9 protein-coding genes and 1 pseudogene are annotated in these 16,353 nt (G+C 37.7%); 7 read left to right on the forward strand and 3 right to left on the reverse strand.

What is annotated here, in order from left to right; translation table 11 throughout:
* From LEP1GSC194_RS23150 to LEP1GSC194_RS23460, 3 genes and pseudogenes are all read left to right on the forward strand, one after another.
* Positions 1–227, forward strand: a pseudogene (locus LEP1GSC194_RS23150) (hypothetical protein); the annotation flags it as partial.
* 471 nt (positions 228–698) lie between these two features.
* A complete protein-coding gene (locus tag LEP1GSC194_RS13890; RefSeq protein WP_020774172.1) occupies positions 699–8,246 on the forward strand; it encodes a SpvB/TcaC N-terminal domain-containing protein in 7,548 nt (2,515 codons plus the stop codon).
* Positions 8,247–8,265: 19 nt separating this feature from the next.
* Complete coding sequence (locus tag LEP1GSC194_RS23460) at positions 8,266–8,679, forward strand: hypothetical protein (protein ID WP_331272563.1); 414 nt, start codon at positions 8,266–8,268, stop codon at positions 8,677–8,679.
* 415 nt (positions 8,680–9,094) lie between these two features.
* Here the strand turns inward: LEP1GSC194_RS23460 and LEP1GSC194_RS13900 are convergent, their stop codons facing one another.
* Positions 9,095–9,949 (reverse strand): hypothetical protein, encoded by an 855-nt coding sequence (locus tag LEP1GSC194_RS13900; RefSeq protein ID WP_017809753.1) that lies wholly within the window; start codon positions 9,947–9,949, stop codon positions 9,095–9,097.
* Between the two features lie 166 nt (positions 9,950–10,115).
* On the opposite strand from LEP1GSC194_RS13900, the gene LEP1GSC194_RS13905 reads away from it, so the two are divergent.
* Positions 10,116–10,496 carry an LIC_13246 family protein gene (locus tag LEP1GSC194_RS13905; RefSeq protein WP_020774181.1) on the forward strand — a complete coding sequence of 127 codons (381 nt, stop codon included), beginning with the start codon at positions 10,116–10,118 and terminating at the stop codon, positions 10,494–10,496.
* Positions 10,497–10,637: 141 nt separating this feature from the next.
* Positions 10,638–11,303 carry a tyrosine-type recombinase/integrase gene (locus tag LEP1GSC194_RS13910; protein ID WP_036042923.1) on the forward strand — a complete coding sequence of 222 codons (666 nt, stop codon included), beginning with the start codon at positions 10,638–10,640 and terminating at the stop codon, positions 11,301–11,303.
* A 116-nt stretch (positions 11,304–11,419) separates the two neighbouring features.
* Here the strand turns inward: LEP1GSC194_RS13910 and LEP1GSC194_RS13915 are convergent, their stop codons facing one another.
* Positions 11,420–11,848, reverse strand: coding sequence for a topoisomerase (locus LEP1GSC194_RS13915; protein WP_229321830.1), 429 nt, complete (start codon positions 11,846–11,848; stop codon positions 11,420–11,422).
* A gap of 348 nt (positions 11,849–12,196) precedes the next feature.
* On the opposite strand from LEP1GSC194_RS13915, the gene LEP1GSC194_RS13920 reads away from it, so the two are divergent.
* Positions 12,197–13,396, forward strand: coding sequence for a hypothetical protein (locus tag LEP1GSC194_RS13920; protein ID WP_020774173.1), 1,200 nt, complete (start codon positions 12,197–12,199; stop codon positions 13,394–13,396).
* 200 nt (positions 13,397–13,596) lie between these two features.
* A complete protein-coding gene (locus tag LEP1GSC194_RS13925; RefSeq protein WP_020774175.1) occupies positions 13,597–15,294 on the forward strand; it encodes a hypothetical protein in 1,698 nt (565 codons plus the stop codon).
* A 254-nt stretch (positions 15,295–15,548) separates the two neighbouring features.
* Here LEP1GSC194_RS13925 and LEP1GSC194_RS13930 read toward each other — a convergent pair whose 3' ends face one another.
* Positions 15,549–16,328 carry a DUF932 domain-containing protein gene (locus tag LEP1GSC194_RS13930; protein WP_020774178.1) on the reverse strand — a complete coding sequence of 260 codons (780 nt, stop codon included), beginning with the start codon at positions 16,326–16,328 and terminating at the stop codon, positions 15,549–15,551.
* Between the last annotated feature and the right edge of the window lie 25 nt (positions 16,329–16,353).

Consider the following 16,353-nt stretch of genomic DNA (forward strand, 5'->3'; position numbering starts at 1 on the left):
CTCGGGATTTGATACCTTCGTTTCTACAAACTTTTCCAAAGAACTGGACTGCCGCTGCTCGCAGAAACTATTTGAGAATGTTAAGGACTGATTTCATGAATCCAGAGCGTGAGTTTTCAAGCTGGGACTTGTGTTTCAGAAATAACAGGGCTAAGTTACACAGATTTGAAACGGACCTTTGGGACCGTTGTTTTGGGAAGAATCGGAAGAGGTTGGAGAGGATTTAGCTGGAGGATAAAACCTGTTTTCTCACGAGGCTGAAACTCATTTGGTTTTGAATTGTCCGAAAGCGGATAATGAATTCGCAATATTTTAAGCACCTATTTCAATCACAGCCAATCAAATTATAAAAAAAACAGAAAGATTTAAAACTCGAAACTCCTTCCCCCCAACTCACGTTGATTCAATTGGACATGAATTCGGTTGCAAACTAAATTCTTACTTTTTGTATTTACGTTTCATTCAATTTGATCCCAAATAAAAAAAATATTTTTCGGATTTAATATCGCCACAATAAGCCTCATTTTTTTCATAGTTAAATGAATCTTTTGTAATTTGAATGTCTCTTTGCCTTTCCCATTTGAAACGAAAGGCATAACGTACATAAGTCGATCGACTAACGGTCTGTGTATCGGGTGAAAATGTGAAACAAAGAATAAAAATCGAAAATAAGACCGAAGCAAAAAATAAAAAAACAAATGAAAAATTCCGAAAAACCAACCAACAAAGCAATCCTATATACTAATATCTTACTATTCTTCTGTATCCTTGTTTGCACGACAAGCTGCGGACTCATTCCCGGCAAAAACGGAAAGAACAATAACTGGTGGATGGCTCTTGCAGGACTCGTGCCGGGAACAAGCTTTCCGTCCTCAGGTAGTGGAGTGGGAAGCGGCAACGGAGGGCCGGGAAGCGCACCCGCACCTGAGGGAAGTGACCTTTTTTCCATCTCAACAAACTACAGCTCTGCGATTGATGATCCCGATACAAAAGCGGAACCACACGCAGGAGCCGCATTCATTGCACCACCCGAGCCGGGACATTACGGAACTGTAAACCTCACATATCCCATCCACACACCCAGCGGAAGAGCAGGAGTAGAACCCAAGCTGAGTTTAAGTTACTCTTCTACTGGAGGAGATGGTTGGTTGGGAGTGGGATGGAGTTTGAGTCTTGGATCCATCACAAGAACACCCGAATATGGAGCCCTCTGGTATGATGCGAGGGATACGTTTACTTGGAACGGACAAAGACTCGTAAAAGTAGCGGGTGGAACCACAAATGAAAATGGAACCTACAGACCTGAGATCGCAAGTGAGGATTTGGTTGTATTAAGACTAAGCAATATAGAAAGCGGTGGAGTTTGGGAAGTATTGGATTCAACCGGAACCAAGACGGTTTTTGGAGAATCTACTTCCAGCAGAATCTTCAATCCACAGGTTCCAAACCAAACGTATAGCTGGTATCTCACAAGAACAGAAGACAAAAACGGAAACTATCTCCAAGTCCATTATGACAATTCAGAATATTCGAATACACGAAATCTTTATTTAAAAGAAATCAGATATACAGGAAACTCTAAAAGTGGTGTTTCCGCACGCCAATATGTAAAGTTCATCACCAAACAAAGAGATGATTTCTACGTTTCCAACGCACCCGGGTTCCTCATGAAGATGGACAAGATTCTGGAAAGAATCGAAGTCGGTTGGGACAATGCTGGTAAACTGTATGACTACACTCCCATATATGAAACCTCTTCCGATTCCGGAAGACCCAGGTTGAAAAATATACAATCTAGTCGGCATACTACAAGCCCAGAGTTTGAATACCAATCCTCCAGTCGTTACCTGATCTGGCAGAATGTTGTGAATCAAACGTCATCCGAAACAGAAGATGATCCGAATTCTACACAATACTTTGAAGGAGACTTCAATGGAGACGGAATATCGGACATCCTCTTTTTTAATCCCAAGTCAGGAAACTGGAAAGCCGCAGAAGGTAGAAAAGAAGGAGGATACAACTTCAAACTGTATGCAAACCGGTATCAAGGATACAATACACAAGAAAAGGTCCAATTCTTCAAAGGAAATGTAAGTGGAGACTACAACGGAAACGGAAGAAGTGACATCGCATTTTACTTGCCTGAAACCAGAGACTTTATTGTAGCAGAACACGACGGACGTGTATTTCAGTTTAGAAGTTACGGGCGTCTCATGGCTGGCATCCCGGACATCTTTCGGATGGAGTGGTTTCCAGGTGACTACGACGGAAACGGACTGAGTGACTCAGTTCTCTTTGATGAGCCGACCGGTCAATGGACTTTGATGTTAAACAAAGGTGGAAGTTTTGAATTTCTTCGATTTGCAAAAAAGTTTCAGAATGTATTTCGAGGAGACTATTCTCCGGATGGAAACTTAGACAGTTCTTCTACTAACGATTCTTCTAAACCCGGAAAGGATCACGACAAAGTAAACTTTTTAGTCGGTGATTACAACGGAGATGGAAGAACAGACATCTCTCTGTATGATTCAAGGTCCGGTAAGTGGTTCGTGGGTGAAAATCATCGCAATCCAAACAAGAATGATTCCGTTTACTTTCAGATGCAGTGGAAACTCTACAAAGTCTTTACAGCACCCGAACAGGCGTTATTCGGACATGATCGATTTTCGGGAGACTTCAACGGAGATGGGTTGAGTGACTTTCTTTTGTTTGATCGAAGTAATGGAGAATGGACGTTAGGTGAAACAGGAGACGGGACAATCAATTTCAAGATTTGGTCCAGAACTCCTCAGTTCAAACCAGTAACTCGTTGGTTACAAGGTGATTTCAATGGAGATGGAAGGACAGATATTGGATTTTACTCTGCAAGTGACGGAAAGTTTTGGATTGGAGAATCCACACAAAACGGATTTAGATACAAAGTCTACAGTGATCTAAGTTACGGACCTGACCAGGACAGAATCTTAAAAACTCCTCTTCCCAAGGATGAGGTAAAAATAGAATCGGGTAAAACAAGTTTTACAGCAGCAAGCAACACAAAGACGATTCTGCTTAGTTACAAATATGACGGAAATTTAAACTCTGGAAAAGGAGAACTTGTATTTCCAGGATGTTTTACTCAGGACGATTGTTCTAATTCTCCCGAACTTTTGATCTATGATCGCAAAGCGAATGTATTTGATCTGAAACAAGGAAATACTTTTACAGAAAGGGTCAATACATCTTTGAACCCGGAAGGAACTGGAATCACTACCCTCTTGGGCGGAAAACCGGACAGGTATACGAACAACACAAAAGGCGAAGTCCTCTTTTACAAAAAACAAGGAAATACAAATCAGTTTTTTGTGTTGAAACATACAAACGGAACTGCATTCGATATTTCTAATTTAGCAACCTTCACGGACACTGACGTTACAAAATTTGATCCATTAAATAGCGGAACGGTAGTGGATCATTTTGAGAATAACACTTCTCAATCCGTTCTTATCCTGGATGATCAAACCACAAACGGAAATGCAAGGTTTGTTCTTTCAGGTCTTGGTGGTACAAAAGTTTTAACTCCAAGTGGAGATTTAACTGCAACTGACTTAAACGACCTCTTTCAAGCAGGCACGAATGAAAACAGACAACGAAGAAAAGAATTTAGCTTGTTTTCAGGAAAGTTTACTTCCACACAAGCACAACTTGTGATCGTTGATAGAAGAACCACGGTTCACAAATGGTATCTGGGAACAATCAACGCAAACGCCATTCAATTCAAACGTTTAACAGGAGACATTGCACTTCCGATTACAACATCGGATTACAATTCCGCAAGCCCCGCAGGGATTGTATATGCTCTCACTTCTGATGGTTCCATCGTGTTTGGGAAAACCTTAGACAACGGAACTTCATTTTACAAAGTAAAAGTAAACGCGACCTCTGTTTCCAGAACACTCTACAATGCGGGAACAGTCGGCTTCAGTGACCGATTTGACTCAGGTGGAAATCCGATCCTACTTTCGGGTGGAGAAGACAAGCTGTATGACTTAGCACAGAGTAAAATCGTCACTCTTCCGGGTAACGTTGTCGTGAAGAATTTAGACAGGCCTGACTTAACTTCCCAAGTCTATGTTTTCCGTTGGATCCAAGGAGATTACAATGGGGATGGATTAACAGACATTGGAATCTTTCATTTGAAAGAACCAACTTGGTATTTTGCACTTAGCACGGGATCAGTCCCAGACATCATCGAAAGAGTGAAAAATGGGATTGGAGGTATTTATGAATTTGAATATTCCAATTCTACTAAGTTTGACAATACGGGTGACGATGATATTCCGGATCTTCCCACCAGTTACAGGGTTTGCACCAAAGTAACCATTGATGACGGTTTTTCCAATCGAGTAGCTAAAAGCTACGAATACAAGAATGGGTTTGCTTTTTCTTCTTTCGTTGATGGAAAAAAAGAAACGGACTACTTTGGGTTCAGTGAGTTTACCGTTCACGAAGCATATGGAGAAAGAACCACTCACAAATACCACACAACTCCGTATTCTGACTTTCTAATGAACCGGGCTCTCTCAGGTGCAGAGAAAGAAACCAAGATCGTAGGCAATGACAATAATGATTACGGAACCATTCAGACAACGTATGATCTGAAACAGATTGCAATTGCACCGGGTGTCACAAGTTACCTTCCTGTTACGACTAAAATTGAAAAGTTTTTGAGTGGCTCAAGAACCACAACACAAAGTTCCGACATCGTAATCAGTGGGACTAAGATCAGTCGGAAGACCGACACAACCACCGATCATTTTACCGACACAGTACATGGTGTTACGACCACGACAAGTATTATCGATTTTGAAACCGATGATACGACGAATCAAAGAAGAGCAACTCGGAGTGTTACATTCAGTGGGAGTTCTCATGAGATTACGTCACTTCTTTCGTATGACACGAGAGGAAATGTTACAAAACGTGTGAGTTCCTACACCGGAAGTGGACTCAGTCCTGTGGGATCTCACACAACCGAGTATGAAACCGACAATCACGGGAACCAAACGCTGGAAAAGGATACAAGTTCCAGCCCTGCCCGTGGGACATCCTACACGTATGACAACGAACTTCAACAGTTTGTTACGCAGGAAACAAAGTTCGGTGGAAGTATTTCTTTTACAACCACACATCAGATTGGATATGGGCCTGCGTTCGGACTTCCGGCTACAACCACAGATCCAAACGGAAACAAAAGCTATTTTGAATATGACAATTTTGGAAGACTCATACGAGCCAGTGCAGACACAGATGACGGAACTCGTACTATTTCTACGCATTCATATGATTCCAGTTTTCCTCTTTCTGCAAAGACAATTCTCCCATCCGGCACGGGAGACCCAGACTTTGCAAGTAGGACCTACTCCGATGGAATGGGTCGGAACATATACACAGTTAAAAGTGCGTCCAACGCTGGTTATGTACTCACAGGAAGGCTCGTGTATGACGGGACTGGAAAAATCATCCGTAAAGGTCAAAGCAATTGGGCAACTTCGGGAGAAATTGACCGGTTTGTTTTACACTTAGAAGAAAGAAATCCAACTTCTTTTGAATATGATCCAATCGGTCGAGTGAAAAAAACAATTCTACCGACAGCGGGGGGAGAAACTTCTCCTACAACGATCACGACTACATACAACTCTGCTTTTGAAACGACTGAGAATCACAGTTCCGGTACGAGCAAACGAACCGTAAAGGACGCTAAAGGAGAAATCCTGTATGTAGAAGACTTTGCAAGTGACGGGACACAGGCTAAAATCGGGTTTTGTTACGACATTGCTGGAAACCGTACCAAGAAGAGTGATTTAAATGACTCAAGTTTGATGAGTTGTCCAAACGCAAGTGCGGGAGTTCCCACAAAAGACGTCAGTGGCAAAAACCAAGCAACTTGGAGTTATGACGCTTTTGGAAAACTAAGAGCTGAAAGTGACCCAGATTTAGGTGTGAGTTCCTACAATTACAACGCATTTGGAGATTTAACTTCTCAAACAAATGCAAAAGGTGTTACGACCACACTGAGTTACGACGGGGTCGGAAGAATCACTACAAAAAATATTCCAGAAGGGAACATTCAATATGTCTACGATTCCCTCTCCGGAAGTGAAAACGCACTTGGAAAACTGGTCCGTGTAGAAGATTCCAATCAAAACAAAACCTTTAGCTATGACAAACTCGGTCGTGTCAAAAAAGAAACCCGAGTGATCCTGGCTACTTCCGCAGGAAATCCGTTACCTTCTGAAACACAAGGTCCATACATTACAGAAACTAAATATGACTTACTTGGTCGTGTGACTCGCATCGACTACCCCGAACATCCGATCTCTCACGGAAGGATGCGTGCTTGTTATGAATATGGAACAGCCGGTTACATTTCAGGGATTTCTGTTCAAGTCAATACAAACGGAATCTTACCGGGATATTGTAACAAAGACATTGTAGAAAACATTACCTACAATGAGTTTGGTCAGACCGCAGGATTTACACTCGGAAACGGAATTGCAACCAGTTACGGATATGACGTAAAAGGTAGAATGGTGAGACTCAATTCTTCCGGGGATGTAGACGGAAGCAACAAAGTCTTGCAAGACGCGGTATATTCCTTCAATCCAAACAACAACATTACAAGAATTGCAAATAATTCTACAGACTGGAACGCACAGTATGATTACGACTATGATGGAATTGGAAGACTCACAAACGCAGTCGGGATCCATGTTGAAACGACTGAGAGCAATCTCACCAAACGGTTTCAGCAGAGCTATTCCTATGCAAAGAATGGAAACTTAACTTCCAAACGGATTCATGATCCTGCAAGTGGCAACGTCACGGATGATTGGAGCTATCTTTACTCTAATCACCAAGTTACGAATATTGATTCTTCTAAATCTGGAAATGATACTCTTGTCATGCAGTATGACGCCAACGGAAATCTCACAAGACAAAGAGACAACGCGAAGGACTTAACAAAACGGATCAGCGTGGATTCCCAAGACAGAATTGTTCAGATTCAAGATGGGAACAATGCGACACTCGGCACGTATTGGTACGATGAAGGCGGGTTTAGAATCAGGAAGAGTTCCTTAGAACCGAAAAACAACCAATTTGCGAATACAGAGATCCTCTATCCAAGTAAGTTCTATGGCTTGGAGTTCATCGAAGCTGAGAATGTTCTCACTTCTGTGAACAACATCTACTTGAATGGTGTGAGGGTTGCCGCGATGAACGAAGCAGGTGCGCTTGCCTACTTCCTGACTGATCAAGTGGATTCTGTCTCGCATGTGTTAGATGATGAAGGGAAGACTCTTTCCAAGATGCAGTATCTTCCGTATGGTGAGATGTTTGTTCAAAGAGGTGATACAAACTTTTCTCCTAAATACAACTCGCAAGAGTTAGACAGAGAATCGGGGTTTTACTTTTACAATGCAAGATACTATGACCCGGGGATTGCTAGATTTACAAGTGCGGATACTATCATTGATGGTGAGTTTGATACGCAAGGTTGGAACCGGTTCTCGTATGTGAAGGGGAATCCGATTGGGGCGAAAGATCCGACTGGGCATGAGATATTCACAGTCGCAAGAGAATACTCTAATACTCACGTCCCTAGAGCAGCAGAGACTACAGGAAAAAATATTTACTTAGTAGAGAAGAATGATGTAAAAAGTGGTTTAGGATTAAGTCAGTTGGCAGAGAAAGCACTTTCATATGAAGGCAAGAATACAACTAATGAAAGCGTTAAAAAGAAAATGCAAGAAATCTTGGAAAATAATCCAAATGCTTTTGGAAAAAATAAGACTCTTAAAGCAAACTCTCGGGTAGAAGTTGGCAAATATCAAGGGCCAAATCCAAATGCTCCAAATATATTTGATTCAATGATAGGAAGTCCGGGGAAAGCTTTAAAAGCTTTAAAATATGGAGGAAGTTACGCTTATAACAAGGCTACCGGAAAAGATAATGAAACGGAGGAAATAAAACAATCGAAAACAAAAGTCAATGCAAATTCTGAAAAAATATTTAATCAGTATGAAAATCGATTACAAAAGTTAGGGGCAGAAACTCGAACTAAAGGATTTCCATTTAATCTTTATGGTGAAGAAGGAAAGCCAGCATTCAAGCCTGATGTGAACTCCAATGGCAATCTAATGTTTAAGGGATATCAAGGTGAGGTGATTACAACTAATGAAAAAGCTGCGAAGATTAATAAATAAATATAGGATAGTAATTATATTGAAGAAAACATCTATAAATTCTGAAGATATAATAAATCAAATAATTCGCAATGGTGGTTACATTATAGAAAATAGAAAAAATAAAATAACATTTAGAGGGCTATTTCTAAAGTTGAAGTGGTTTTTTCTAATTGATTATCCAATCCATTGGAATTGTTTAAGAGACGTTTATCATTTGATATTATACAAATGTAGAGCAAATAATCTTTATATTGTTATAAATTTTTTCCACATTATTATTATTAATTTAGTTTATTTTTTTCTTTTAATTTCTTTTTCCATTTTTTGGTTTTCTGAGGCAGCTAATTATTTTTTCACATTTTTTATTCTTACGTTTTTATTTTTTATATTAAAAACTATCTGGGAAGTTTGGTACGTAAAAAAAGGAATAAGAAATATTGTTAATCTATAGTGAGTCTCACAAAAACAGATAAGAATCAAGCCGCCTATCCTAACATTTTGAGGCTAAAAATATTGCGAATTCATTATCTGATATCGGACAAAACATACTATCTGATTTCGGACAGATTAAGCATTTGTTGATGCCGCAAGGGAATTATATCAAAATTGGTAGTAAATATCACTAAGATTCTGATTTTTCGAAGAAAACGGCCTGTTAAAAATCAACTAAATTTAACGCTCTAGGCTTTTGAGAATAGATGTCATCGGAATTTTTTTAATGATTGGTACAGGCGATTCTCTTCTAAGGGTGCAGCTGAACTACTGCCTTTCAATGACATTGTTTGCTCTTGAATTGCGTCAGTGACAATTTTATTGTTATTCAAAAACTACCAGCTAACGAAGTAAAAAATTGAAAAGATGGTTATTTACACTCTTCCTAGGTAAAACTTCAAATTATAATTTTCTTCAAAAGCATGTAAATCTCCTAAATGAAAAACTAATTTAAGTTTAATGCTATGAACCCGTACTCCTAATTTTTGTCTAATAGTCTTTTCATATATTTTAGTATTAGTTTTAATTTCTTGCTCTATATTTCTTATTTTCCATCTAAATTTATCAGACTCAATTACTGCATTTTTGCTCGTGCCAGAAGTCGAGTATCCGCCCCCAGGTGGTGCAAACACTTTACCATTGACTTTTGTGAATAATAGGCCACCAGTCTTTCTGATTTTATTTCGTTCAGAAGCTGTAATTTCTTCAATATCTATAAGTTTAACTTCCCGATGTCTGATTGTCTCCGGCCAATTTCTCTCCAATGTCTCTATCAAAATGTTATCACTCCAATTTCCGTGATTGATAACATCAATAAAAAACGCGGTCGAATGGGCGAAATGAGCGAACAACAATGGTCCAGTTCTTTGAACGAATCCATTTTGGTCAGTGTTTGAACCCAAATGTAAATGGAAAATTCCCCAATCGTTAAGCAAGGGATCATTTTTATCAACATCTAACAATTGAGAACTTTGATGACCGTTTATATTTAATCCTTGTTTGATTTTTTCCTCTAATTCAAGCAATCCTTTAATATGTTCATTAGGACAACTAAATATATCTGATTTAAGTATGTTTCTTGGAATGCTATCAATCAATCTATGTTGAAGCTTAAAATACGAAATAAATATCGCGTCTCTTGATTCAGGTACATTTTTATATCCAGAATTCAGCATTTCGTCTCTAAATTGCATTTCAAGATCGGCGATAAAGTCGGAAGTTATCCTCATTTATAAAATATTTTTACCTACTTATTGAATGAATCGATCTTTCTCAATCCACTGAATGAATATTTCAATGTATTCGAAGTTGTCAATGTCCTTAATGGGGAGGTCTATAATAAATTCTTAATTTCTTCTCGAAATATTCCCCAAAGAGAAAGATGAAAGAGTTCGTATGAGCAAATCAGGCCTCGAAAAAGAAGAATGGAAAGAGTTAAATAACGTAGGTGTTTTAGAGTTTAAAGCAATCCTAAGTGCAATTGAAAAATTTCATAGCTTGGCCTTGAAATCGGAGAAAACAAAAGGCTCAGGCTGGGAATTTAAAAGAGACTTATTGAAATCGGAAAATATACGAGTTTTTTTTAAGTCAACAGAGGACAAACACGTATTCTTGATTCGTGGTGAAATTTATGGCGAGGGCAAAACTCGGAGCGAAGAGTTTGTTTTAATTGATGGGATTCAAGAGGCGCGTGATGTTTTTGAAAAACAGGGGATAACCCATCCTGTCTTTTCAATCAACTGTTTCAACGATATTATCCGGGATCATACTCTTTAGCCTGACTCTAATTTCTTCAATAACCAGTCGGATTCAGATGATTCTTTGGTTGATTTTCCTTTTTATAATATCGTATCAAAAAAACTTTCGACTTTTCTCCAAAAAGAAATTCTTTCCCTCTTTAGTTATAGAGGAGTGAAAATGTCAGCAGTAAATAAGGTAGTAGAATTCAGTAAATATCGAAACAAGTATTCAAGGGATTCAAAATACCCTTTACAATCAGAAGGTTCCTTCTTTGGAAAGGGACTTACAGACGAAACTATGATGGAGCTTGCAAAGCGATTCTCAAATCCAAGCAGTGAAATGGAACATCGTAACCGTTGTCTGTTTTTAGTACTGTCAACCACTGGAATGCGAGCTAAGGAAGTAGTATCTCTTCGATTCAGCAATATTTTAAAGGCTCCATCTGGGGAAACTCTCGTTAGTTACATCCGAAAAGGTGGAAAGTTATCCTACTCAGTCATTTCGGACAAGGTTTTAAATAGCTTAAAGGCGTATCATAGTCTATTTGATTCGAATTCAGATTACTTTTTCCTTTCTTGTCCAGGACGAAACAGGGCACCGCGAAAACCGTTAACCACAAGAGGATTACAAAAAATAGTCAATTCTTGGAATGTTCTAACTTGCCTTGGAAAAAAAATACATCCTCACGCCCTGAGGCACTGCTTAGCCCAAAAGCTAATGGACACTGGCGGCGGACATTTTTGTTCCCGCGTGCTAAACCATTCCTCTCCAGCACTTACTAGCAAATTTTATCTTCGCCCTTATGCGGATCCAAACCGTTATCTGAATTGGAATCAAGATTGATTCATTTTTAAACAACTTGGATGGATGCTAAAAGAAGCATTTTCCTTTTAAAAAATATTCCTTAGTAACTCATAAAGATAACTAAGGAAGTAAATTCGTAATGTTAGGCTTTTTATTTAGGATAGCCGCATATAAGGAGGAATGTAGTCTTTTTCTTCTTCTGGATCTGGAAGTCTATAGGGATGTTCCTGAATATAAGTCTTTGTTTTCTTACACCCTTTTGGAAATTTAGCGCATCCCCAAAATTCGCCGCGATGACTTTTTCGAACTACCATGTCCTCATTGCAATCACATTTAGGGGTTTTGGGATAAACAATTAAAGGGTCATACGGCGGAAACGTTGAAATTCCTTTTTCATCTTCCGATTTCTTTTTCTCAACAGAAATAATTGAAAACCTTAAATTAGGTTTGGTACCAATAAAAATCGTAGAGCTACACGATTCACATTGAATGTGTTTTCCCTCATCTATAAAACTTCCTGGAGCGCCATGAATGTAATATTCGATACCGCATTTTGTACAAAAAATAATGTTAAACAGAAACATTCTCCTTAAATTAAATATTCATAATATTATACCTTCATGCGATTTAATTGTCAAATGAACTTGAAAAAAATAGAAGCAGGGATTATGTCGATATAGTTTTGTCCAAATCCAGATAACAGGTTTGCCTAAAACTGAATAATGAATTTGTCCAAATCCAGATAACAAGGTTTGTCCAAAACTGGATAACAAGATATGTCCGAAATCAGATAATGAATTCGCTATATTTTCATAAAAACAAAACCGCAATAAACTTTTTTGTTTTATAGTAGCATTCTCGACAGAATTTTTAATGAAATATTTTGAATGTAAATCAACCTGGAAAAGTGATGACGAACATTGGATTCCTAAATGAACAATAAAAAACAAAGAAAGAAGAGAGTTACGAAAGAAAAGCCCATCTGCATTTTGCCTTATCAGCAAGAAACTATTTACGATGTCGTTAGTATCGATACGATTGAGTTATTCATTCCTTGCAAAAATTTGAAAATTGATAAGGATATATTTCAACGTTTCGCGCAAATTTTCTACTCTGCGAAAAGGAAACAATGGATCGTTAATTTCAAAAAATCTATTTCGGGCATTAGAATCGAATGGAAGGACTATTTCAATGGGGTTCCGATAATGTGTTTTACATTTTCGGTTTCACGCTTAAAAAATGCGATCAATCTCATTCCGTATGGTCAGCCTAATTACTATCAGATTGCAGAAAGGCTGAATGAAATAATATCCATTTATGGAATGAAAATAGAGGATGCGCGAAACTTGAAAATTTCACGAATTGATTTGTTTAAAAACATAAAGCCATCGGTAAGTTTTTCGGTTTACAGTTCGATTCTTCGTCACCTAAAATCCGCTTATTTAGAATTCAGAGAGATAGACGAATCTCCTTATTATACAAACAAGTGCAGTGAAATTTACTTTTACGATAAGACTGCCGAGCTAAAGAAAGAAAAACAGTTGGATATTCCAGACCAAGTAATTCGTTGTGAAATGCGTATTAATAACGCTGAAAAGATTTATAACGATCTTGGAATAAAGTATTTTACAGATCTTTTCCACATAGACCTTGAAAGCTACTTTCATTCAAAGACAGCCAAGTTGCTCTCCGAAATTTCAGAATTCGATTTTGATCCTGTTAGTAACAGTTTGGAAATGGAACTCTTTCGATATTATACGACGAAAGCTGGTGCGAAGAATCCTAAAAAAATTGTCAATGAAAGTCTTAGAATATTCAATCTGTTTAATTCCGCTAAATACGTTAGATTCTGTAAGATAGCTTCATTTTCATTCCATTCGAAGGCGAGCCCAGAGGCCAAACGGAAAAGGCTGGAACGATTCCTGGATCGTTGCTCTCGGCAATTTGTAGTAACGAACCTGATATTTCATAAGATAAAAGGTAACGGCTGGGTGATTGAAGAAATAAAGGAAGCTCTCTGTAATTCAAATAATGATTTTATAAAAGGGGTAAATCATCCGGACTTTGTAGAATTTAAGAAAGGTTTATATCTTCACAAAGAAACTATTGAGTGGATGAACGGAACTGAATAAAGGTTCTCTTATCTTTTGAAAATTCTGAAATGGTCTTCGATGCTCTTTTAGGTTCCATTATCTCTTGTTACTAATTAATTACGGAAGTTGAATGCGGACTGATATTATAGATTTTTCTTTATAAGTAACATAAGGAAACTCTAAAACAACTACTCCTCTATCACTCCTATTGATAATTACTAGGAGTTATTTAATTTAGAATGAGAGATGAGAGTAAAACAAGAAGTAAGAATATTGTAAAGCATAACAATGGAAGAAAAAAGAGAAAGAATACTCAATTATTAACCTCACAAGAATTTTTCACTTTATACATAGATTTTCTGATTCAGTTAGGATTTGATATAAGCAAGAGTTTTGAAAGATCAAAATTGATTTTTGGAGATAGAAAGAAATATTATCGTTTTGTGGTTCATACGATGGAGAGTTATGTAACTGTTTTGAATGAAGCGGTTTCCTGGAGGTTCATGATTGTCGTAAAAAAACACATTCAGAAAATATTTTCATCCAATTTCTTGAAAGACTTCAAAAGAACGGGTAGCAAAGTTAAAATTCTGAAAAATGATCGTTCCTGGAAGAAAGATAATTTGGCTCTGTTTGAGCATTTTCAAAGTTCAATCATTCTACTGGACATCGATACTCACACTCCCCAATTTGAGAAAGGTATGAGCCATTCTAAATATATTTTATTGATTCATGAGATTCTGGATTATATAGAAAATTACTCAGGAGCGAAACCTATTTTTACTGAAATTTCAAGTTTAAACCGAGGCGCTCATATTTACTTTAAAATCTGTCGATTGAATGAACGAACAAGGATTGCGAATCTTCTCGCTCTCCTTGTAAAAGAGAATTGGACTGCGGTAAATATAGATATTCGATCGAACAAGAAGGCAATCAGGATTCCTTTTTCCGTAGATTATATCCCTTATTCGTTTGATAAAAAGGTTATGATTCCAGTCTATCGTGAAGCGATCGTTGAAACACTCTTGAATATTTCCAATCCTGACTTTCATCTGCAATTTGATGAAATACGAATCAATCTACTCATTGAGAAGCCCTCTATTTTTACAAAGGAACAAGAAAATGAATTCGATTCTGACCTTACTCTCTGGAAGAAAACTAATAGTACACGAATCGAAAACATGAGTAGAATCGAAATCACGGAAGGAAACCGTTATGGTGGAACGAAACAAATCTTTCGGGCCATCAATCATTGTCTAAGACGTGGTTTGGATGAAGAGGACACATTAAAACAATGCCTAGAATGGAACGCCGGAAGTAAAGACCTAACAGCGATTCAGTTGAATGCCTACGGTAAGGAGGCTATGGAATTCAAAAGGCTCTACAATCTTTGCAAAACGAACTTTGATCCTAAATATTACTCAAACAAACCTGATGTTAATGGAGAGAATGCTCTACATAATGATTTTTTTATTTCAAATCTCAAGTTTTTAACTCCGATTGACCTTGAGTTTATTGAAGAAGCAGTAAAACGATATCCTTCAAATCGCAAATCCACAAAAGAAAAGTTCCGTTTCGTATTACTGGAAACAGTCGGGAAATATAACTATGATGTTCATTTGAATCAAAGGGAAGTGAATGAGAACATTCCTCTTTCTCATAAAATAAAGGAAAAGCTGGTCTTAGGTGGTCAGTTCCCAGACTTGTATTTTAAGCGTATTAAAAAGTCCTACAAAATTAAGTTCAGTGTGAAGAACTTCAAAGATTATATCCTAAACAAGTCTGGATTGTTTGTACAAATAGACAATGGAATTAAAGGTGGCTTCCTCAATTATCCAAACTTGAAATCTTGTAAGCAATATTACCTTACTTACGAGAATTCTGCTGAGGAGCATTTAAAAAACTTGAATGAAGTTCCGGCTGAAATGGCAGTGTAGAATGAAGTTGGAAGTGATGAGTATTTTGTGCAAAAGAGGGCTGATTATCCAAATGGATTCTGAAATGGACTAGGTAAATATATGCGAATTCATTATACGCTTTCGGACGATTTAGATCAAAATAGCTGGATAAATGGTATCTTCACCTGTCTTAGATTTTCCAGATTCGTTCCTGCAAACAATATACGCTTACGTATGATAACCTTTGGAAAGAATATTTCAGAGACCAATTCGAGAATAAGATTTCGTAGTATCTAAATCTCTTTTGCTAATTGCCAGAGATCAGTACCAAATGAAATCAAACGATCCATTCCTTGTATAGGCCTACACTTTATATATCGCATATATTTGTTTTTGTCGGGGTAAGAAGCGAGACCTTTGGTAATGGTTTCTTGAACCCGATTCAAAACTTTCCAAGCGGTATTTCCGTCATCTTCATTTCTGCGAACTCGTAAAATACTCTCTACCAAATATCTTCTATATTCCTGTAAATCGGATTGGAATCGATAATCTAAGGCAGTATTTGCAAATTCTTTGACCTGACTTGGATTCAAAACTTTTGCTTTTAAGAACCGAATATCATCGGCTAAATCGTTAAATCCAAAAAGAATTTCTACAACCCAATCTTTGATAACATCCAGATTTGCTTTGTGGTGACGAAAAGATTTCTGATTCCCATTTCCTAAATTTCGAATCAGTAATTGGTTCGAGCAGGCAAAACGTAGAAAGCCATAGAAGATTTCTAAAGAATTGGACCGGTTGTGTGGATTGTAGATTACAACATTCAACTTTCCTTCGTCTTGAAAGATCATCGTAGGATGTTCAAGAATTAGCATATGTTTCTGAAATCCTTTACATTCCTTGTTTCGGACATTGATTTCAGTTGCAGTCTGAACCTCCCACCCAAGATCCAAAAAGAGTGAGAGAACATCAGAGGTCTTTATGTGTAAGTATCTTTCGTTGACTTGCCCAAAAGAGGCATCCGAATAAACAGAAGGAATTCTTCTTTTTAATTCCTCTTCACTGATTCCCATTTGAACTCCTACTAACGAGGAAGTT

This window comes from Leptospira alstonii serovar Sichuan str. 79601, from assembly GCF_000347175.1.
Lineage (GTDB): Bacteria > Spirochaetota > Leptospiria > Leptospirales > Leptospiraceae > Leptospira > Leptospira alstonii.